The following is a 20,866-nucleotide window of genomic DNA, read 5'->3' on the forward strand; positions in this document are numbered from 1 at the left end:
AGAGTTGCGCCGGGTCTATGTGAGCAGTTAGGCTTGCGTCGCCCGCCTGCGGCCATTTCTTCAGCGCATCAGAATCGTTTTTGATTGTGGGAGCGATCGCATCCGTCCTTGGGTCTTATGACCCGATTGGATGCGATCGCCGCGAATTGTTTATGGTTGCTGTTTCAGGGCAGCCCCTTCAGTGCTCATGCGCCTTTCGCGGCGGGTCGCAAACTTCCGCACGACGACGTAGAACACCGGCGTCAGGAGCAGGCCGAAGAGTGTAACGCCGAGCATGCCTGCGAACACGGCAATGCCCATGACATGCCGCATTTCGGCGCCGGCGCCGGTCGCAATGACAAGTGGAACGACCCCGGCGATGAATGCGAGTGATGTCATCAGGATCGGCCGCAGGCGGAGCCGGGCAGCTTCGAGCACCGCATTCAATGGATCAATGCCTTCATCTTCCTTCGCTCGCGCGAACTCCACGATCAGGATGGCGTTCTTGGCGGCTAGGCCAACCAGCACCACAAAGCCGATCTGGGTGAAGATGTTGTTGTCGCCGCCGGTCAACCAGACGCCCGCGATGGCCGATAACAACGCCATTGGCGCGATCAGCAGCACAGCGAATGGCAACGACCAGCTGTTATACTGCGCAGCGAGAATGAGGAACGCGAGCAGAACGGACAGCGGGAAGATGTACATTGCTGTGCTTCCAGCCTGTTTCTCCTGATAAGCAAGCTCGGTCCACTCGAAGGCCATGCCGGGCGGCAAAGTCTCCGTGATGATCCGTTCTATCGCAGCAGTTGCCTGTCCGAACGAGTGGCCGGGTGCAGGCCCACCGCTGATATCGGCCGACGGGAAACTGTTGTAATGCATCACCCGGTCTGGCCCCGAACTGTGCTCGATCGTTAGCAGAGCCGACAGCGGAATCATTTCGCCCGTTGCGTTTCGTACCTTCAGGCGGCCGATGTCCTCCGGCTGCATGCGGAAGGGGGCGTCCGCCTGGACGATCACACGATAGGTCCGGCCAAAGCGATTGAAGTCATTCGCGTAAAGCGAGCCAAGGTTGACCTGCAACGTTTCGAATATGGTGTTGAGCGGCACACCCTGCGACTTGGCCTTCACCCGGTCGATGTCCACTTGCACCTGTGGTGCATTTACCTGGAAACTCGCCAGCATGCCGGCCAGTTCATGCGCCTGCATCGCCTTTGCCATGATTGCACCCTGCGCCTTAGCAAGCTCTTCAAAACCAAGCCCCGCCCGATCCTCGATCTGGAGCTTGAATCCTCCAGTCGAGCCGAGGCCTGGAACGGGTGGTGGCGGAAATATTCCAACAAAACCATCGGGTATCTGGCTAAACTTGCCCATCAAGCGACCAGCTATGGCAAAGGCGGACAAAGAAGGGTCCTTGCGTTCGTCAAAGGGCTTTAGCATCGTGAACATAACGGCAGCGTTCGGGATATTGACCATGCCATTGACGGACAGTCCGGGGAATGCCACGACACTCTCCACGCCCGGTTCGGCGAGAGCGACCTCCGACATTTCCTTGACGACTGCCTCGGTCCGGTCGAGCGAGGCTCCAGTCGGCAGTTGGGCGATGCCGACGAGGTAGTACTTATCCTGAGCCGGGACAAATCCGCTGGGTACGGACTGGAACCCCATCCATGTCGTGCCCAGCAGACCAGCATAGACGAGCAGGACGAGCGCGCTCAGCCTCACAGCACGTCGCACCGACCAGACATAGGCATTCGAAGCCGTATCGAAGAAGCGGTTGAACAGCCTGAAGAACCAGCCGAACAGACCATCAATAACCCGGGTCAGGAGATCACGCTTCACCTCGCCGTGGTGCGGTTTCAGGAGCACGCCTGCAAGCGCCGGAGAGAGCGTGAGGGAGTTGACCGCCGACAGGATGGTCGAGATTGCGATTGTGAGAGCAAACTGGCGATAGAACTCGCCTTGCAGGCCGGACAGGAATGCCGACGGGATGAACACCGCCGACAGAACGGACGTAATGGCAATGATTGGCCCGGTCACTTCGTCCATGGCCTTGCGCGCCGCTTCCTTCGGCGTTTCGCCAAGCGCGATGTGCCGCTCGACATTTTCGACGACCACGATGGCGTCGTCGACCACGATTCCGATGGAAAGTACGAGACCGAACAGCGACAGTGTGTTCAGCGAGAAGCCGAACATATACATTAGCGCGAATGTGCCGACCAACGATATCGGAACCGCAACGAGCGGAATGATTGAAGCCCGCCATGTCTGAAGGAAAAGCACGACGACGATCACGACCAGGACGATGGCTTCGAGCAGCGTCATCACCACGGCCTCCAGAGACGCCTTGACGAAGACGGTGGGGTCGTAGGCAATGCGGTATTCTATTCCCTCGGGAAAGCCTTTCTGCAGTTCTTCCATGGTGCTGCGAACAGCGCTCGCCACGTCGAGTGCGTTGGCGCCCGGGCTCTGGACGATCTGCATTGCCAGCGCTGGCTTGCCGTCGAGAAGACTGCGCAGTGCGTAAGCGTCTGCGCCGAGCTCGATACGGGCAATATCGCGTAAACGGGTAATCTGGCCATCGCTGCCGGTCTTGACAACGATGTCGCCGAACTGCTCCTCGCTTGAAAGCCTGCCGAGCGTGTTGACCGTGATCTGGAACGCAGCCGAGGCATCTGGCTGCTGGCCTATCGATCCTGCGGCCACCTGAGCGTTCTGCTCGCGAATTGCCGCCACCACGTCCGAGGCGGTCAGACCACGTGCTGCCACCTTGGCCGGATCGAGCCACACCCGCATGGAATACTCGCCAGCACCCCACACGAGTACATCACCCACACCTGACAGCCGCGCAAGCTGGTCGCGTACCTGCAAGGTGGCGAAGTTCGACAGATAAAGCGGATCATAACGATCATCGGGTGATACGAGATGAACGACCATCAGGATATCGGGCGAGGTCTTTTGCGTCACCACACCGATGCGCTGGACCTCCTGCGGCAGACGCGGAAGCGCACGCGAGACACGATTCTGTACCTGAATTTGCGCCATGTCAGGATCCGTGCCCTGTTGGAACGTCACCGTCAGCGTCATGCGTCCATCGGTGGCGGCCTGCGAGCTCATATAGAGCATGTTCTCGACGCCATTAATGACCTGCTCCAGCGGCGCGGCGACCGTTTCGGCGATCACCTCGGGACTGGCGCCCGGATAGCTTGCCGTGACCTGCACCGTTGGCGGGGTCACCTGCGGATACTCGCTCAATGGCAGTTTCAAGAGTGTCAGGCCACCACCGATCAGCATCAACACGGACAGGACGACCGCGAATATGGGACGGTCGACGAAAAAGCGTGGAATGTTCATCGACGGGCCTCCTGCGATGCAGCCGCCGCCCGATCGCCATCGACGGATTGGCCCGACAACATCGAAACCGTCTGCGGGTCAACTTGCATTCCGGGGCGAACCAGCCCCTTGATGATGATTTTCTCGCCTGGCCTGAGGCCGTTGGAGACAACGCGTAAACCATCGATCATCGGCCCCAATTCAACCGGTCGGTACTCAGCCTTGTTCTCGGCTCCGAGAGCTAGAACGTAGCGGCGTCCCTGGTCGGTACCGATTGCCTGTTCGTCAATGAGCACGGTCTGCGTCGGTTCGGCGGTAACGAGCTTCACTCGTGCGAAGAGGCCAGGCGTCAGCTGGCCATCCGGGTTCTTGACAACTGCCCTGGCGCGGATCGTTCCCGTACTCCGGTCAACACGGTTGCCGAGAAAGTCGAGTTCACCGGCATGTGGGAAGCCCGTATCAGTCATCAAGCCGATCCGCACCGGAAGCTTGCCGCCAACCCTACCCGAGTCTGATGCGCGTGCACGATCGACGAATCCGAGATAGGTGGCTTCGTCGATATCGAAATAGACATAGAGCGGATAGGTCGAGACGATCGTGGTGAGCAGAGTCGTAGCCCCCTGTGCATTGCCACCGGTGACGAGATTGCCTTCCGTGATAAGAACACGATCAACGCGTCCGGCAATCGGTGCCGTGACGCGCGTGAACGAGAGATCAAGTTCCGCGGCCGCAACGGCAGCCTTGGCGATTTCCACCTGGGCTTGGCGCTGACGGCGTGCTGCCTGCGCGTCATCAAAAGTCTTGCGCGACACGGTCCCATTCGGAGCCAGCGTCTCGGCGCGCTTGAAATCGATCTCGGCCTGGTCGAGCAGAACCTTTGCCTGCTGCAACTGGGCTTTGGCTCCGTCCAGCGCAACCTGGAATGGTCTCGGATCGATCTGGAAGAGAAGATCGCCCGGTCGTACAAGGCCGCCTTCTGGAACGCTGACGGCGTCGATTGCGCCGCCGACGCGCGGACGCAGTTCAATGGACTTGGTCGCTTCGAGATAGCCGATGAACTCTGCGGACGGCGCGACCTTGCGCGTGACGACTTCGGCGACGGGGACCTCTGGGGCAGGCATTTGAGCCGACTGCGCAGCGGCTTGTGATACGGCAGCCGACGAAACAAGCGCCATTAGATTTTCAGCGTAGGGTCTAACCTCGTTGCGATAAGCAGTGCCAAGAGTGCCACCGGCGATGACCGCTCCGACCAGGAACAGGGTGGTAGCTTTGCTACTCATTATCATTCTCCTTCATAAGGGCACGCCACCCGACAGCGTGAGACGACGGTGACTTTTTCGAAGGTACGGCTTCCAACCATGGGAAGGTCAAGACCCAAGGAATAATTTTTCAGAAGAAGCTCTTGACGCGATTCATCAAGGGTTTAATCCTGCCATCAGCAAAGCTGATTTCTCCGATGCGCTCGGGTCGGGAGGAGTTCGGTTCAGCTTAATAAGAACAGCATGCGGAACGCCTCAACTGCCGGAAATCCGCTAAGGAAGCGTGCCCGAGGGCTTTCCCGAACCAAATAATCAATGGCTTTCGGCGGACGCTAGGGCGCGAGAAGGCAAGTCTTCGTCTCGGCGCCCCGCGGCGGAATATGTGCCCCTGAAAAGCAGGGGCCGGCGGTGCAAGGCCACAACAGAGCCATGCATCCTAATTAGCGCACCGCGATTATTTCGCGGCGGGCCTTTGTTTTATGTGCCGATCCAAAACTCAGGCTCGAACGTCAATCGTACCCATCATTCCGAGCTGTTCGTGCTCGAGGATATGGCAGTGATACATGCGCGGTCCCGGCAGATCTTAGCGCAGCAGAATCCGAACCGTCTCTCCGGCCACGATGTTCACGGTATCCTTCCATGCACGATAGGCTGGCCTGGTGACCTTTCCGTCCTTCTCGTGCTCGATTATTTGGGACTTCATCGCCATGGAGTCGGAAGACGTCGACATGTTGTTATGGTCCATACCGCCCATGGATTCCGTCAGCACAAAACGGCGCGGGACAACCGGTTCCCCAAGAGCTTCGATGGTGCGTGGCTTTGCCGGTAACGGAGGTATTGCGCCTGCCGGCCCGTCTGATACGTGTGCCGTCAACAGGGTTATGTCGGTCTCGTCCGGCTTACCCGGACCCATCCAGCCGCACTCATATTCGAGCGTCGTGAGCATAGCCATTTCCGGCTTGTCGAAAGACACAATCAACCCAACGTGTTCGGCCGGCGTGAGCAGCAACTCATCGACGACGACAGGGCTTCGATTAGGCCGCCAGGACGTCACCGCACGGTGCGACTGATGCGAGACAATTGTTTGAAAGCCCGACAGAAGACGCGTTTCAAGTGCACGACCGACAGCAATCACAGTGAGCCTGTCGCTCCCAATCTTCTGGATCAAGACTTTAGCTGTGACAGACCAGATCAGAAATGGGGTGTCGACATCAGCTACATATGGACCGCAGAAGGCTGGCTTTATCTGGCAATCGTTGTCGATCTTTACTCTCGTCGTATTATCGGCTGAGAAGCGCGGGATCGGATGAAGAAGGACTTGGCCATAACTGCTCTGAAGAAAGCCATTGCTATCCGGCAACCAAAGCCGGGGCTGATCCAACACTCCGACAGGGGCAGCCAGTATGCCAGTTATGAGTACCGCAGAATTCCCGCAGCTCACAAAATGCTTCCATCCATGAACGACAAAGGAAATTGCTATGATAATGCGATGGTGGAAACCATCTTCAAGACAATCAAGTCGGAGCTGATCTGGCGCACTGTATTCCAGACACGCAGTGATGCGATCAAAGCTATTGGCGAATATATTGATGGCTTCTATAATCCTGTACGCAGACATTCTGCCCTCGGATATAAATCACCAATCGCATTCGAGATCATGAATCGTAAATTAGTGCCAGAACCTCTCCACTAAATCAGGGGAACTCCAGCCGGTTGCTTCGCCTGCCTCGTTCACTTCCGGCTCCACCACACGGTTCTGGAAAAGCCCCTTGGCGGCGATGCTGGCCGCAAGGGCTTCGATATGTGGGGTCTTGCGTGCATTGCGGGGCGACTTCTTGAGTTTGTTGAGGAGGATGAAGATTTCCCTACCGGTCACGGGTTCTGCCGCAACGCTTTCCATATCCGCGACGGTTTCGGCTTCCAACGTCATGTCGGGGTCCGGAATAGGTTCCAGCGCGGGCAATGCCCCCACCACTTCCATCGCCACATCTCCAACGCTGCGGATTTGCGCATCCGTCGCTGCATTTTCCGCCGTCGCAACAGTGACGGCCTTGGTCTTCTTCGTAGCCCTTGCCATTGTTCCAATCCTTCTTTCCGTAAATACCGAAGGCATGTCCCTCGACATGCCTTCCGGAGGCGCGTAGCGCGCGGGGATGGGAGGGGACAAGTGTCGGCGAGCATGGCCGGGTTAGGCGCAAGCGGGACGGAATCCGAATGTGATGGCGGTGGGAGATGTGAGCCGTCATGAGAAGCGGGCGGCCCTGCCATGCGCAGGCGGCGCTTGAAGGGAGAAAGGGGCAAGGCCCCTTGGTTTCCCCTTCACGATCGGCAAGGCGCCAGCCGCAGCCGATCACGACAAAGCGCGCGAAGCGCTCCTTATTTTATCGAAGCAGTTCAAGCTATCTGGCTCCCGGTTTCGGATGCAATCGCAACCGTCCTCTTTGTAGGTCAGAGTGTCCCCTTTACCGCACAGTGCAGCGTGTCCTATTTTCTTTATAGCCTGATCGAGTCTCGATGGTTCCAACAATCATTTCGATATGAGCTACGGACGCCATGAAACTACAACGCGACAAGATCAGGATCGAAATCTATCCGCGATCCGACACGTCGGAACCCGAAGAAGTTCGTGTACGCATTGCCAATGAAGCAGTCCTGGCACTCGCCCGCCTGATCGGCCGACAGATGGCGCGAGAACAGTTTCAGAAGAAAATGGCGTTGGAACGCCGCTCGAATAATGCCAGAAAGCGGAGCATAGAGTCGTACGCGATTGCTAATCGCCATCATCCGATCCCGGTACAGGCATTACCTATCGGGATATTTTCACATAAGTATTGATCCCAAAACGGGATCGTGATAAAGCTACTTCATGAGGATCATTGCCCGTCGCTCCTTGCGGGAGTTCATCGAAAGCCTCGCAGGACAGAAAGACCAGTCGGCCATCAAGACAGCGCTCGATGCCTGGTTCGATGAAGTCAGCAAGGCGGAGTGGGCAAGTTCCGCCGATGTGAAGCGACTTTACGCTACGGCGAGCATCGTCAGCGCCGAGCGTATCGTCTTCAACATCAAGGGTAATGATTATCGCCTTGTCGTGTCGGTCGATTTCGAGAAAAGCATCGTCTGGATCAAATGGATCGGCACACACAAGGCATATGACAAGATCGACGTGACAGAGGTGAAGCATGGCGACTGATCTGAAGCCCATTCGCACCGAAGCGGATTATGACGCGGCACTGGCCGAAGTCGAACGCCTGTGGGGAGCCAAAAGCGGAACGCCGGATGGCGATCATCTGGATGTGCTGGCAACCTTGATCGAAGTTTATGAAGCGAAGCATTATCCGATGGACCCGCCGGACCCGATCGAAGCAATCAAGTTCCGGATGGAACAGCAGGGTTTGAGCCGCAAAGATCTCGAACCGATTTTCGGAACCCGGAACCGCACATCGGAAATTCTTAATCGCAGGCGTGGCCTGTCTATCGAGATGATCCGGCAATTGCATGATCGTCTCGGAATATCGGCCGAGGTGCTAATCCGACCGAGCCTTCTCGAAAAGGCAGCCTGACGTAAAAGGACAGCCGATGACCCGTGTTGCGATCTACGCCCGGTATTCCTCCGATAATCAGAACGAAGCCTCGATCGAGGATCAGTTCCGCATTTGCCGAGATCAGGTAAAACGCGAGGGTTGAAAGGTTGTCGGCTGTTACAAGGATGCGGCGATCTCCGGTTCCACCGTGATCCTGCGGCCGGATATCCAGATGATCTTGCAGGACACGCACGGAGAAGCGATCCGGAGCGACCGGGAGATTGACGAACAATAGACCGAAGTCATCCGACGTATTCTTCGCGACTTCACCGCCGGGATCGGCTCTCGCCCAATTGCCAGAACGTTGAATGCAGAAGGTATTCCCGGCCCGGAAAACAAGCTGTGGAATGACACCACGATCCGCGGCCATGCCAGCCATGGAACCGGCATCCTCAACAACGAGCTTTATATCGGCAAGCTGATCTGGAACCGGCTTCGCTACGTCAAGAACCCTGGGACCGGCAAGCGCGTGTCGCGCCTGAACCCGGAAAGCGAATGGATCGTCACCGAGGTTCCGCACCTGCGCATTGTCGATGACGAACTCTGGCAGGCCGTTCGCGCAAGACAGGGCGAGATTGCAGAAAAGTACGTCAATGTAACGGAAGCGATACGCGAGCATCACAAGAAGAACCGGCTGAACACAACCGGGAGAGCGAAGTCACTGCTTTCCGGTCTGATCTTCTGCGGATGCTGCGGCGGCCCCTACCCGCTTCGCGGCGCTGATCGTTTCGCCTGCTCGAACCATATCAGCAACGGTTCCTGCACCAACAGCCGGACGATCCCGCGCGCAGAGCTTGAGGAAGAGTTTTGGTCGGCCTGAAGGATCGGATGATGGCCCCCGAAACCGCTTCCGAAGCGATGCGAGCCTATGCGGAATAGACAAACCGGCAGAACCGGGAACGGCGCTCTAACGGCGATATGTGGCAGATAGATCTTTTTATTGCTTCCCCCGCTAATACTCTTCTCAGGAGTGAGCAACTCCACCGTAAGCCCCATGGGGAAACTCCTTCATCCATCCATGAAAAGCCCTTCGCAGATCACACAGCACGGGAAAACGTGGGGCCGAAACAGCGATTACCGTTGAGGCTTGTTTTCTTTAAAACGCAAAAACCCGCCGCTGTTGCGACGGGTTTGTTATATTTGGTTGCGGGGGCTGGATCTAATCTTCACTTGTTGCCCGAGCAAGTAAAGATGGTTGCGGGGACCGGCATCGATCACAACTTGCAATCGACGCCGGTAAAGATGGTTGCGGGAGGCTGCAACCACCATTACTTGCGACCTACTAACAGCCATTTTCCTATCAACGCCAAATCCAACGCGGGGAGAATGGTTGCTAAAAATAGCAGCTTTCATTCCGTCCTATTCCGAACAGCAGCGTGAGTATCGGTTACACTACAACTCAACCGCCACGTTTTCCCGGCGAAAAATCCGGCACTGCGCGCCGAACGCGGTCAGCGCAGGTTCGTTTGTCATCTATCACCTCTGACCGACCTGGAACGGGACGCAGGACATCGCCATGCAACTGCGCCCTCAGTTCCAGCCAACGCGCCTTGAGAACCTGCCAGTTGTGATCGTCGTATGTGCCACTGACGACAATAGGGTGAACCCGAATGCGGGGCGGGAGACCATCACCATGATCCCTCCATTTCCGCCATTCGCGAAGCCAAAGACTGTTCTTGCGATCCACACGCCCAATCTGCTGCTCGACAATGCCGGGATTCCACTCCGCGTGCAGTAGAATCACTGTGCGACAGGCCTCATGCAGATTCAGGCCCTCACGCCCGACGCGGGATTGCGCGAGGAGCACCATCGGCCAACTGGACGACCGGTTGAATGCAGATTGCAGCATACGCCGCGTTTGCGGTGCGGTTGCGCCTGACATCATCCTGGCGAAGTTGCCTTCGCGCCCGGAATAATCGTTCAGCCAGGCATCCAGCCGGACTTTCTGCGTATCGTTGTTCTCTGCTTCATCATCCCCGGCAAGCTCCAGGAGCAGTTTTTCGAACAGCCCGAGCATTTCCCGCCCCGTCCAGGAAGCGCCCGCAACTTCCCGCCTGCCACCAAGTGCCTCGAGCAAAGCCCCGAATTGAAGGTCTTGTTTGCCGTACTCATGGCGCAGAATCTCTGACAGAAATGCAGCAGCTCCTCCCTCCAGCGCAAGGTCTTCCAACTCCCGATGAAGCCGTGCGAGTTCAGCCCGGCGCTCGCTCGCCCACTCCTGATAGCGGGTTTTCAACATCACATCGATTTCGTCGACCCCACCCGCCACCGCAAGTTCAGGATCCCTCATCGCCGCAATGACGGCTGCTATATTGCTTTCCCCGATCCCACTGGCAGGCCAGCGCTGTCCGTCTCGCAAACGACGCAGCATCTCACGCGCGTCCAGCAGTCTGGTCAGCACATTCATCGGCGTCAGGAACCTGCCGAAGACGAGCACTTTCTCGCCGGCCCGTGTATAGGCCTCGATTTGTCTCACAGCCGCCAGGATCGCAGGGTGGCTATAGATGTCGTTGCTCTCAGCGGTGAAAGCTTCCGTCCAAAACCCCGCCGGACCAACGAGGTTTGCATCTGTCATGCCAGAAGGGCTGTCTTCCTCATCCTCTCCAAAGCCGAACCCATACCCCTGGGCAACGGCGAGCCTGACCCGTTTCACACGCGGATCATCCTGAGGGAGTAACGACAGCGCCTCAGCCGCACAAAAGCGGCGCAACCAGTCACGGGTAAAACCCTCTGCCTCAGGTGAGACCGGGATATCGGTGACCTCACGATAATCACCATGACTGTCTTTGAAGACGCAGAATTCGGGGTCACTGCGTTTGTCCCGGCGCAGGACGTATGGTCGCAATGCTGCGCAGAACTGCCGGGCGGAGGTCTCGAATTCCCCGGTCAGCGTCTCGTCCAGTTCTTCGGTTTGAATCCGACGAACAACATTCACATAGCCGGTGATCCATTCCGTCAGCGCTGCGAGCGCAGTAATATCCTGATCGTCATCGCGACCATTGAGCCGCTCCAGCGTGTCGATCCACTGGCTGGAGTCCAGCTCGACCGGGGTGGCGGTCATGCCCAGACGAAAAGGATCATCCGCTTTCCAGCTTACCGGGCCGAGAATGCGCGAAAGGCTTGAATCTGCGCCGCGCGCCTTGTGGGCTTCGTCAACGACTATGAGATCAAACTGACCCAGGCCATAGCCGATCAGCGGCAGGATCCTGTTCTTGTAATCGTCCGCCGAAAGCCATTTCTGATCGCCGTTAATGGCATCGCGCGGCAGTTCGTGGTCCAGAATCGTTTGGGCAATGTTCCGCGCCGCACGGCGACTGGCATATACATAGCCCACCTCACCCGAATGGAAATTTTCGCGCATGAAGTTGCGCCGTCGGCCGTCAATCAGGCGGGCGACGTTGGGTAAGAGTTCCCGGCGCCAGCCTCCAGCGGGGCCTTCTCCACGATTGGGAAACTGCATGTTCGCGAAGGAATGAGAGATCATTATGATCTCTTCGGCGGCCCAGCCGTTCTCCGGCAACTCACGCTGCTTGCGGCGATCCGAAAGCCACTCCTTATGGCTGTGTAACCGTCTTGCGCTCCCCTCCGCATCGGTATCGTGCAAGAAACCGGAGATGAAACCATCATAGCTGCGCAGCGGCAGCAATGTCTTGTCGTCGGCGTTGAACCGTTTCAGTTCCTGTTGCCATTGTGTCCCAAGGCCCGCGGGCAGAACAATGGCGCTGCGCCCGCCCGCCTCCCGCACCGCTGCGATCAGCGCCGCCGCAATGCGGGTCTTGCCCATACCCACCTCATCAGCCAGCAGGGCCGAGCGTTGGCCCGCCCGGATACGGCACGCTAGTTCTGTGACACTCGCCTTCTGGCCATGATCTAGCAGGGCATCATCAGACGTCCCTGCGATACGATCCAGAATGCTCGCGACCTCGTTCCAGTCCACCATCACGCGGCCTCCCGTTCCCAGAGCGATGGGTAAGCGCTGAGCTCCCACGCGACGGACACTGCCAAAAGCGCATCTCTCAATAGGTCTGGCGAAACCCCTTCCGGGCGCATACGCGGATCTGCCAGAGCAGGCAGAGGATTTGCCCTGGCGTTCCGGAAGAACTCGAGCATCGCTTTTTCGCGAGACGCGATAGCGCAAAGGTTCTGTTGCAACTCCCGACACCACCTTTGCCAGTCCCGCGGGTCCAACCTTGCCTGTGTCTCACAAAGACGCACCAGAAGTTCCATCATCCTGCGAATGGGATAGGCAGCTGGCGGAGCTTCGGTGGTATCTGATGCGTCGGTGAGCGGCTCTTCGCCTTCCTCACCCTCATCTTCGCTGTCAGCATCACCTGGCTCGGGAAATGAGCCAAGGCTGGCAAGGATATCTTCGACCGACATATCGGAGGGGCGAGCGACAACAAGTGCTTCGGAAGAAATGACAGGCAGCCGCCAGCCGCCCTCCGCGAGTGTCACAATCGCTGGAGCCGGTGCAGGCCATGGACAAGGTGTCTGGGCCTGAGCCGCATCGACACCAATCACCATCACCGATTTGTCTTCGGGGGCCGAGAGCACCCCGTCTTGCCATATAAGCCACGCAACTGGCGGCTGGGTTTCTGGCTCATCGGGGCGCACAAAGCCTTCCCCTTGCTGCAGGGCCTCGGGCGTCACCACATCAGTGAACTGGATCGGCAAAACAGCGGCGATACCGTTCCGCGTGTCTCTGCGTCGCGGCCATTTCAGTCCTCCCGGCAGATCGACGATCACACCTGCCTCAAGGTTTCCCCCGGCGCTTGCGGCACGCTCAAACCCGTTCATGCTCAGATTGCCGGATCCAAGATAAGCCCGTCCCGAGGCCTCGGTCTCGCCTGACGCCAGCACCACAAATTTTGCATGCAGGCACCCATCAGTTCCATGCAAGACAGAGCGCGGAGGGCGCAAATTCCAGCCTGCGTCAATCAAGGCACCGGCCCGGGCAGCAAGCCCCTGACAGGAGGACGGGTTGAGAAACAGGTCGAGAGCCGCTGTTTTCGTCAGGGATTTCTCCTGCACCAATGCGCGGCGCAGTCGCTCTGGCAGGCCAGCAGCACCATCGCCGTCGCTCTCGAAATAGCCAGACCCGAGGATGAGACGGTCGGCCTTCTTCTTGGTACCCAGGCGCTCGACCACCTGAGGAAACAGCGCCTGATTGCGGCTGTCGATGAAGCGGGGACGCGCGGATGACGTGGGCAAGGCTGTGATCGCGGCCTCCAGCAAGGCGTCTGGCCGGTGCCCGTCAAAACTGCGTTCGATCAGGGCGCAATCTGCCCGCTCGCGCAGCCAGCCAAACATCTCATGCGCGGCGCGGATATCGGCAATGTCCTGTGCGTCAGGCACAGCAGAGTCCAGATCGATCGACCAGAACAGGTCGATGCTGCGAGTAAGCGGATCCTGTGTCCAGTTCCCCGTGCTGACAGCGAGGCGAATGACATAGCCATCTCCACCGCGCTTGCGAAAACCCAGAAGCGCCACCTTGGCATGGAGAAGGTTGTAGCCGCGTCCCTCGAGGCGCATCCACATCCAGGCAAGTCCCGGAACGTCCGAGATCGCATTCACGGTTGGATGGATGAAGGCGGCCAGCACCGGGCGCGCCATCTCGCCTGTGAATGTTCGGCGGATCTGCCCCAGGACCTGCCGCGTCGCGGTGAAGCCGCACATAAGGCCAAAGTCGCCATAACAATCTTCGGGCGGCATGAAGAGGGAGTAGAGCGTCGTGTTCTGCATCAGACGGCCTCCTATCCCACGTCACGGCTGCCCGGGTTCACCTTTCCGGACAGCTCCGTCACCAGACAATGAAGATTGTGCAGCCGGAAAAGCTGCGGCGCGAAGGCCTCGTCCTGAGGGGGCCGATTCTCGTCCTGGGTCTCCGAGCTGCCCCGCAACTCGCCCGCAGCCGGCCCGAGAACAATGTGGCCTTCGCACTGAAAAATTACGGTAGAATCGCGCGCGGCCAGCCTCTGGATCAGCTGCTGATCGGACAGATTTCGGATTTCCGCGATAAATCTGCGGCTAGTCTCCTCATTGCCCTGATCGACAAGCGCGCCTTTTGCCGAGGCCAGATCGCGCAATTGTTTCAGCGGCTCGGCGGCGACTTCGGCTGCCTCCGCTTCTGACAGGCGCACAGGCTGATTATCGTCGCGAAGCTTCAGCAAGTGCTGTTCCAACTGGTCCAACACCGACAACGCAGCATCGCGCAGATCCATAAAAGCCGCTCCTGCGCGCAAATCCGACCAATGATCCGGCGCCAGCCCCGCCAATGCGGTTTCCTGGTCCAAATGCGCGGAGCTGGGGCCAGTGCCGAGGCGCGCCAGGGCCCGGCGCCGGGTCGAGCCGGGATCATTTCCGTCGAGCAATCGGGCAAGGATCAGTTTACGCACCGCTTCCGGGACAGCCCCAACCGGGGAAAGCACTGTCAGGGCCTCCTTCAGGCCATGTGGCTGCCTGCCATGCGCCCAGGCACCAAGCAAACGGCGCGGTTCTTTCATCGCATTCAGCTCTAACAGCTCTCTTCCAGCGCTATGTATGCGGAACGCGCCGTAGCGGCTGCCCTGCACGAACCCGAGTGCGACCAGAGGCTGCACCATCGCCATGCGGATCGGCTGAACCACATAAGTTCCGCGACGCCTGAGATTGTGGAAACTGCTATCCTTCAAGCCCTGCATCTTCCTCGCCCCTCGCACACGGCGATCCTGCGGGCCCGCGATGACTTCAAGCATGACGCGCGCTTCGACCGCGTTGCCGACAGGCAGTGCCGGCACACCAAGTTCCTCGGCGATAGAGATCGCCAGAACCGACCAAAGGATGGGCATGGGAAACCACATGCCGCCGATTCCGGGGACCGCCCGATCATTGAAATGACGAACCGCCGCCGCAAGCCCGAGGTTCTGCTGGCGCCGTTGCGAAACCACGGTATCGGGCGCAAGTATTCCCCAGGGCATCAGTTAACTCTGGCCTGTGCGAAAGCTCCCGCTGACGCGCCCTCATCTGCCAGTTCCAGCCAACCGTGATCGACCCAGAACACCGCCACGCCCTGCAGCGGATGCTGCGGGTATAGTCCGGCCAACAGTCCGGCATAGCTGGAAAGCTGTGGCCAATAGGGGCCAAACCCGTCACCGCCGCCGCCGGATTTATGGTCGATCAGCATCGCGCCTGCCGGGCCGATGGCGAGAAGGTCGAGGGCACCGGGGATCTCTGCACCCTCAGGCGTGTGGCCAAGCACCGGAATCTCGGCGCGCAGGTCCGTATAGCCCTGATCGGCAAGCCAGGCTTTAAGCGCCGTGGCGCGCTCGGCCACTAGCGCAAGAGTGGCGTCGTCAAGCCCGGTCGCGAGAGCCAAAGCCGGGGCCAGATCGGGCCGGGTCAGGTATGTGCGCAGCGCCAGATGCAGTGCTGTGCCGCGGTAGGCATCGTTCAGTGCCTTTGGCCAGGGTGCTCCGATGTTGATACGGCGGGACACGGGCGGCCCCCCCGCACTACGGGTTTGCGAGGGCTGCAGCCGCCAGGGCGTCAGCGGTGTCACGGGCAACGGCGCAGCGGCACCGAATCGCAGCGCTGAGGCTGCCGCACCGCCTGCGTACTCGGTAAATCCCGCCTCTTCAGGCAGTTGCGTGATCAGCGCCGGGCAATCCACGCCATTGATGCGCAGGCTGCCCGCCCCGATCTGCGGCGCGCAAGTATCGGACAGGATATGAAACAGGTTCGTAGCCTCGGGCGCGTCTTCTTCGCGGTCCTTCAGAAAACCCGGCCATTCCAGCACCATCCGGTCACGGGCACGGGTCAGGGCGACATAGAGAAGGTTTTTCGCATTGGTTTCAAAATCGGCGCGGCGGTCTTCGATGAAACGGCGGGTCGCCTCGGGCGCGGCAAAGCCGGGCGTGTGGATCAGGCTCGCGGCCCCCAGCCCCACCGCCATATCGTCGATGCGGTCCAGGGCATCGAAACGGGTCGCAGTGGCCCCCGCACGTTCCTCAATGCCATAGTCGAACTCGGCGACGACAGTGATCGGCCATTCCCGCCCTTTGGAGGCGTGCCAGGTGACGATCTCCACCGCCTCGGCGCTGTTGGCGGAAGGATCGGGATGACGGTCGAAATCGCGCTCGCTCCCACGGGCGTCGAGCCAGCCGAGAAAGACCTTGGCAGTCTCGCCGTGGAACCCCGAGGCGGATTTGAGATCGCGATGCGCGGCTTCGAACTCACCCGCCTCAGCCTCTAGCCGCAAAAGATCGGCACGGGATTGGGCGGCGTCAGGCTGACGTTCCGCCCAGAGGCGCAGGCCGGCGGCATCCAACACCAGATCAAGGGCCGCACCCACCGGCAGGCGGGCCAAAAGGTTCGACAGAGCGGCGAGTCGCATCGGCACCGGGTCATCCACCAACCGCCCTTCCATTTGGGCGGATAGCGCCTCCTGCAAGGGCAGCGGGTCCGGGCCAAGCGTGCGCAAGAGCAGCCCGGCATGGATATCCGCCGGATTGGCGGCAAAGGCCAGCGCGGCGCGGGCGGCAACAATCACCGGGCTTTTCGCCCAGCCATCCTCGGCGATCCGCACCGGAACGCCGCGCGCGCGCAATTCCTCGGCATAGCGGGCGGCGGTGGTGTGGCGGCAGACCAAGAGCGCGATATCCGAAGGCCGCGCCGGTCGGGCGGCCTTCGTGTGGCGGTCGGTGATGGTCTCAGTATCAGTCAGGATACGGGCGATGATGCGCTCGGCGATGTGTTCTGGGGGCTGCGAATACTTTTGTGAGCGCCGTCCCTGCGTAGCGTTCAGAACCTCGATCGCGGGACCTGCGACCGCATCGCGGGTCGGCGCCAGCGGGTTATAGCCCTGCCCAAAGAGGCCAGCCCCCATCGCATTGACGAATTGCATGATGGCTGGGGTCGAGCGCCAGTTGCGGTCCAAAGGCTGGGTCGCATCGGGGTTTGCCGCCGCCAGCGCTGTGGATAGGCGCGGATCGGCGCCCTGAAACCCCATGATCGACTGTTTGACATCGCCCACCAGCAGTGTACGCGGCGCGTGCTGGCCCAACTGCCACAAAAGCGCGAATTGCACAGGGTTGGTATCCTGGAATTCGTCGATGATGACGCAGTCGATCTCGTCCAGCACCGCTTACCGCACGGCGAGGTCGGTGCGGAGCAGGTGCTCAGCCCCGGTGATCATATCAGCAAAGTCGATCAGGCCGAGCGCCTTCTTGCGGGTCTCATAGGCCGCCATCACCTCTTGCGCGCAGGCGATCAGGCAGGACAGGTGCAGCTTAGCATCGGCCAGCGGGCCGGGATGGCAGGGCAGCACATCCGCCGCCGCCATGATCGCCGTGGCAAGGTCGTCATACCCCGCAGGCGTCTTGCTGGAGCGGTTAGAGATGAACAGGCTGCGCAGATCGTTCCAGACCTGCCAATCCCGATCCAGAAGATCGGGCGCGCGATCAACACGTTTGAAAAGCGCGAGGTTTTTCTCCAGCTTCTCGACATTGGTTTTGGCGGTGATCCCGGCCATGCCTCCCTCGGGAAAGGCTGCGATCATGACCTGCACGGCCGTCTGCAACGCGGTAGTCGCGGCGATAGGGTCATCCAGAACCGGCCCGTAAACCGCATCCAGCCGCGTCAGTGCCGGAGCGATCAGGCCAGCGTCACGCCCCTTGTCCCCAAGGCCGCGCAAGAGGTCGATCATCGATAGCACCCGGGCGCGCAAACTGTCTTCGACCGTCTCGCCCTTCACGAAGTTCGGGGCGTAACCGAACCGCTCGGGCGCGGCCTTGATCGGGTCCAGCGCCTTGGCATGTGCCAGTGCCTGACGGATCAGTAGATCCCGCTCGGCATCGCCGAGATGGCGCGGCTGCGGCGAGGCGCCAGCCGCCAGAGCATGTTCGGTCAAAAGCCGCAGGCCCAGTCCATGTATGGTCGAGACATAGGCGCGCTCGACCGCCATCGCCTCGGCGACCAGTCCATCGGCCAGAAGGCCGGCACGGATCCTTTCGCGCAACTCGCCAGCCGCGGCCTCGGTAAAGGTGACGGCAAGGATACGTTCGGGCCGGACAATGCCGCGTTTCACCCAATCGGACAGCTGGGTCTTGATGCGGTGGGTCTTGCCCGCGCCGGCACCCGCGGGAACGATGACCAGACCTTGATCTGCATTGACGGGGGCCATGGTCATTCCTCCTCGAGCGTGCGGATGAAGGCGGTGACCAGGGCCGAGCCATCGGTCAGCGCATATGGGGTGAAGCCGGCTTCTTTCTTGAAGAAGGCCGCATCCTCAGAGGTGTTCAGCACGACCCGTCCTGCACCAAGTTCGGCCAAGCGCTCCGCCAGCTTGGCTACCGCCCCGGCATTCACCGCATCGCCCATGTCGCGGGCGGGCGAGCCCTCGGGCAAGACCAAACCCGAAGTCAGCAGCCCGCCATCATTCATCAGGTGATAGGCGACCGCCACCTTGCGGCCGATCAGCGGGTCCATGCCGTCACCCTCGCGCCGCATGGGCCGCGCTATCATATCGGCGTAAAGCCCTGCCTGCAGATCCCAGCCCGCCTCCATCCGCTGCCGTCGGCCCTTGGTGCCGCTTTTCTTGTGATCGATGATCAAGAGCGCACCATCAGGCAGTTCAAGGATCGCGTCGGCCTTGCCATGCAGATTGATGCCATGCGCCTCACCGGCCAGCCAGATTTCATTGCCGATGATCTTGGCATTGAGCGCCAGCAAATGGTCGCGCCAGCGCAGGGCCGCCGCCATGATCTCACGCTCCAAACCGTGGCGCTCCATCTCCCATGACGGGCTGCGCAGATAGCCCGCGTGACGGGTGAGCGCGCGGTCATAGGCCTCGGCGATCAGTTCTGCCAGCGCCTCGGTTTCCGGGAACGGCTGATCCTTCAGGAAGACATGCTCAAAGACATCATGGGCGATATTGCCCCTTGCCATCACGTCGAGTTCTTCGGTCGACCAAGACATATCCTCGGCCCCAACCTCGGCCAGAAGCCAGGCGAGCGGGCTGACAAGCAGCGTCTCGAGCCGTGAGGGCGATTGCGGTTTGGCGGTGCCGTCATCGCGCCGACGAAGGGACAGAAGGTCATGCCCCGGGAAAGTAAGCTCCTCAGGCAATTCCGCGGGTTCCGGCACCGGCCTCAGATGGTGATACGCAATCGGCCATTCCGCAGGACTCTGACGCGACAGATCGGTGATCAGATCGCTGGCATCCTCAACGCCCGCCACCGCCCGTGCCACCAGCGACAACCCGGCCGAAGGTTGCAAGCGCCCGCCCGCCAGATCGCGCCATGGGATGAGGAAGGTGACGCTGCCGGAAACCGCCTGAAGCTGTTGATCAAGTAACGCGAGGCTTTGCGCCAGCCCCTCGGCCCGACCGCGAAGGTGAACGCCGGTTCCCGCGTGTATCGCAGCGATCTCGCTGTCAAGAAACAGCGGATTGGCACGCGGGCGAGTCGGGTAAAGCCCGTCGGTGAAATCGCTGACGATCAGATGGCGGCATGGGCGCCACGGGCTTTCATGCGCGGACCAGAGACTGACGCCTTCAAGATTGCGGTCGGGGTCCGCAACCATGGGCGGCGCGACCTGAATGCCACGCAGGATTATCTCCCAATCCGGCGTGCCTTCGCCGGGGGGGACAGTCAGCCGCGCGCGGACCTGATCGCCTTTTCCGATCCGCTCGCAGATCCGGTCCAGCAGGAATCGCAGCTGCGGCAAGCTGCCGGCCGAGGCGCGGATATCGTCCCACAGTTCCTTATGTGCGGGCGTGTCCGTGAGGATGGCGCCTCGGAAATCGCCACCCATGAGGCTTTCGGCAAGATCGCGCCCGGTCTGTGCCGCCCAGGGCATCAAGGGAGAAAGCGCGAGGCTCGCCAAGACCATAGCCGGAGTTGGCGGTCGCTTGGCCAGCGCCAGATGTAGCGCGGTCTCGCCAATGACATCTCGCTCGGGTAATTGGCCCGGAAGGCCCGAGAGCGGCACTCCCTGGGCTGAGAAAGCGCGCGCGATCTGGCGCAGATCATCGCCCGACAGCACGGCGATTTCACGGGCCGAAACGCCGGACTCAATCAGCGCCCGGGCTTCGGCGGCGGCGAAATCGGCGCAGGCGGCGGGATCGCGCAGACCATAGAACGCGAGGCTGTCATCCAGAACCCCGGCCTCGATATCCTGCGCTGAAACACCGCCCTGCAGCGCGTGCAGGCGGCTGCCGATTGCGGCCCGGGGCGTATAGGCGCTTGCGGGAACAGTGCCGAACTCGTCCCGCAACCGGGCAAAAAGCGCCTGCAGCGCCGCAGGAGCTAGAGGATCTAGCGAACCTTCAACCACCGGCAACGAGCCCAGGAACGACCCATGCGGCAGGGCCAGCACATGGGAAATCGGTGCCAGCCCCTCTGGCAGCGCATCCCCCAACCTTTGCCACAACGCGACCAGCGCCAAGAGATGCCGCTTGGCGCGGCTGTCTGGCAGGTGATCGACGTTCGGCACCTTCAGATCCGGCGTGGCCAGCACAAGATCCGTCAGCGCGGCGGTCACCGCCGAGATCGTCTCGACAGGCGCATTGGCAAGACTTTCGGCCCAGACCGGGTCAGGCGCCTCGGCAATGGCACGCCCCGGCGCACATTCGGCAGAAATGGGGGCAAGGGACAATTCGGCAAGACCGGTATCGGTCAGGCGGTATTGCAGGCCGGAGCGCGGATCAGTGACGAGGAAGGGGTAGTGCATGAATGGCCT

12 protein-coding genes and 3 pseudogenes are annotated in these 20,866 nt (G+C 60.3%); 5 read left to right on the top strand and 10 right to left on the bottom strand.

Annotation, left to right across the window (positions count from 1 at the left end; all coding sequences use genetic code 11):
- Positions 1-150 precede the first annotated feature (150 nt).
- The 4 genes from CEV33_RS11625 to CEV33_RS11635 all read right to left on the bottom strand — a co-directional run bounded on the left by CEV33_RS11625 (position 151) and on the right by CEV33_RS11635 (position 5,514).
- The gene (locus tag CEV33_RS11625; protein WP_094540658.1) at positions 151-3,330 is read right to left on the bottom strand and encodes an efflux RND transporter permease subunit; all 3,180 of its coding nucleotides are present in this window, start codon (positions 3,328-3,330) and stop codon (positions 151-153) included.
- Entirely contained in the window at positions 3,327-4,589 is a 1,263-nt protein-coding gene (locus CEV33_RS11630; RefSeq protein ID WP_094540659.1) for an efflux RND transporter periplasmic adaptor subunit, read from the bottom strand. Before CEV33_RS11630 ends, CEV33_RS11625 begins: the two co-directional genes overlap by 4 nt.
- A 475-nt stretch (positions 4,590-5,064) precedes the next feature.
- Positions 5,065-5,133: a multicopper oxidase domain-containing protein gene (locus CEV33_RS24685; RefSeq protein ID WP_081375310.1), complete on the bottom strand. Its 69-nt coding sequence runs from the start codon at positions 5,131-5,133 to the stop codon at positions 5,065-5,067.
- 18 nt (positions 5,134-5,151) lie between these two features.
- Positions 5,152-5,514 (bottom strand): cupredoxin domain-containing protein, encoded by a 363-nt coding sequence (locus CEV33_RS11635; RefSeq protein ID WP_235818405.1) that lies wholly within the window; start codon positions 5,512-5,514, stop codon positions 5,152-5,154.
- Positions 5,515-5,613: 99 nt separating this feature from the next.
- On the opposite strand from CEV33_RS11635, the pseudogene CEV33_RS11640 reads away from it, so the two are divergent.
- Positions 5,614-6,261: pseudogene (locus CEV33_RS11640) on the top strand (IS3 family transposase); the annotation flags it as partial.
- 12 nt (positions 6,262-6,273) lie between these two features.
- Here CEV33_RS11640 and CEV33_RS24450 read toward each other — a convergent pair.
- Positions 6,274-6,645, bottom strand: a pseudogene (locus tag CEV33_RS24450) (chromosome partitioning protein ParB); the annotation flags it as partial.
- A gap of 476 nt (positions 6,646-7,121) precedes the next feature.
- Between CEV33_RS24450 and CEV33_RS11650 the strand changes: the two are divergent.
- From CEV33_RS11650 to CEV33_RS24455, 4 genes are all read left to right on the top strand, one after another.
- Positions 7,122-7,403 carry a hypothetical protein gene (locus tag CEV33_RS11650; RefSeq protein WP_141211586.1) on the top strand — a complete coding sequence of 94 codons (282 nt, stop codon included), beginning with the start codon at positions 7,122-7,124 and terminating at the stop codon, positions 7,401-7,403.
- 31 nt (positions 7,404-7,434) lie between these two features.
- The gene (locus CEV33_RS11655; protein ID WP_094540661.1) at positions 7,435-7,758 is read left to right on the top strand and encodes a type II toxin-antitoxin system HigB family toxin; all 324 of its coding nucleotides are present in this window, start codon (positions 7,435-7,437) and stop codon (positions 7,756-7,758) included.
- The gene (locus tag CEV33_RS11660) at positions 7,748-8,128 is read left to right on the top strand and encodes a helix-turn-helix domain-containing protein (RefSeq protein WP_094540662.1); all 381 of its coding nucleotides are present in this window, start codon (positions 7,748-7,750) and stop codon (positions 8,126-8,128) included. The genes CEV33_RS11655 and CEV33_RS11660 overlap by 11 nt, the downstream gene beginning before the upstream one ends.
- A 313-nt stretch (positions 8,129-8,441) precedes the next feature.
- Positions 8,442-8,969, top strand: a complete 528-nt coding sequence (locus CEV33_RS24455; protein WP_235818415.1) for a recombinase family protein — start codon at positions 8,442-8,444, stop codon at positions 8,967-8,969.
- A gap of 579 nt (positions 8,970-9,548) precedes the next feature.
- Here the strand turns inward: CEV33_RS24455 and CEV33_RS11675 are convergent.
- The 5 genes and pseudogenes from CEV33_RS11675 to CEV33_RS11695 all read right to left on the bottom strand — a co-directional run bounded on the left by CEV33_RS11675 (position 9,549) and on the right by CEV33_RS11695 (position 20,857).
- Positions 9,549-12,089 (bottom strand): DEAD/DEAH box helicase family protein, encoded by a 2,541-nt coding sequence (locus CEV33_RS11675; RefSeq protein ID WP_094540664.1) that lies wholly within the window; start codon positions 12,087-12,089, stop codon positions 9,549-9,551.
- The gene (locus CEV33_RS11680; protein WP_094540665.1) at positions 12,089-13,891 is read right to left on the bottom strand and encodes a phospholipase D-like domain-containing protein; all 1,803 of its coding nucleotides are present in this window, start codon (positions 13,889-13,891) and stop codon (positions 12,089-12,091) included. Before CEV33_RS11680 ends, CEV33_RS11675 begins: the two co-directional genes overlap by 1 nt.
- Before the next feature lie 11 nt (positions 13,892-13,902).
- Entirely contained in the window at positions 13,903-15,105 is a 1,203-nt protein-coding gene (locus tag CEV33_RS11685; protein WP_094540666.1) for a hypothetical protein, read from the bottom strand.
- Positions 15,105-18,314 (bottom strand): annotated as a pseudogene (locus tag CEV33_RS11690) (UvrD-helicase domain-containing protein). Before CEV33_RS11690 ends, CEV33_RS11685 begins: the two are co-directional and overlap by 1 nt.
- The gene (locus tag CEV33_RS11695; RefSeq protein ID WP_094540667.1) at positions 18,311-20,857 is read right to left on the bottom strand and encodes a PD-(D/E)XK nuclease family protein; all 2,547 of its coding nucleotides are present in this window, start codon (positions 20,855-20,857) and stop codon (positions 18,311-18,313) included. Before CEV33_RS11695 ends, CEV33_RS11690 begins: the two are co-directional and overlap by 4 nt.
- Positions 20,858-20,866: the final 9 nt, after the last annotated feature.

This window comes from Brucella grignonensis, from assembly GCF_002252505.1.
GTDB lineage: Bacteria > Pseudomonadota > Alphaproteobacteria > Rhizobiales > Rhizobiaceae > Brucella > Brucella grignonensis.

What these genes read in the sequence shown, in the direction of transcription:
- CEV33_RS11625 (WP_094540658.1), bottom strand. Translation starts at nt 3,330, where the DNA reads ATGAACATTCCACGCTTTTTCGTCGACCGTCCCATATTCGCGGTCGTC.
- CEV33_RS11630 (WP_094540659.1), bottom strand. Translation starts at nt 4,589, where the DNA reads ATGAGTAGCAAAGCTACCACCCTGTTCCTGGTCGGAGCGGTCATCGCC.
- CEV33_RS11635 (WP_235818405.1), bottom strand. Translation starts at nt 5,514, where the DNA reads ATGCTCACGACGCTCGAATATGAGTGCGGCTGGATGGGTCCGGGTAAG.
- CEV33_RS11650 (WP_141211586.1), top strand. Translation starts at nt 7,122, where the DNA reads ATGAAACTACAACGCGACAAGATCAGGATCGAAATCTATCCGCGATCC.
- CEV33_RS11655 (WP_094540661.1), top strand. Translation starts at nt 7,435, where the DNA reads ATGAGGATCATTGCCCGTCGCTCCTTGCGGGAGTTCATCGAAAGCCTC.
- CEV33_RS11660 (WP_094540662.1), top strand. Translation starts at nt 7,748, where the DNA reads ATGGCGACTGATCTGAAGCCCATTCGCACCGAAGCGGATTATGACGCG.
- CEV33_RS11675 (WP_094540664.1), bottom strand. Translation starts at nt 12,089, where the DNA reads ATGGTGGACTGGAACGAGGTCGCGAGCATTCTGGATCGTATCGCAGGG.
- CEV33_RS11680 (WP_094540665.1), bottom strand. Translation starts at nt 13,891, where the DNA reads ATGCAGAACACGACGCTCTACTCCCTCTTCATGCCGCCCGAAGATTGT.
- CEV33_RS11685 (WP_094540666.1), bottom strand. Translation starts at nt 15,105, where the DNA reads ATGCCCTGGGGAATACTTGCGCCCGATACCGTGGTTTCGCAACGGCGC.
- CEV33_RS11695 (WP_094540667.1), bottom strand. Translation starts at nt 20,857, where the DNA reads ATGCACTACCCCTTCCTCGTCACTGATCCGCGCTCCGGCCTGCAATAC.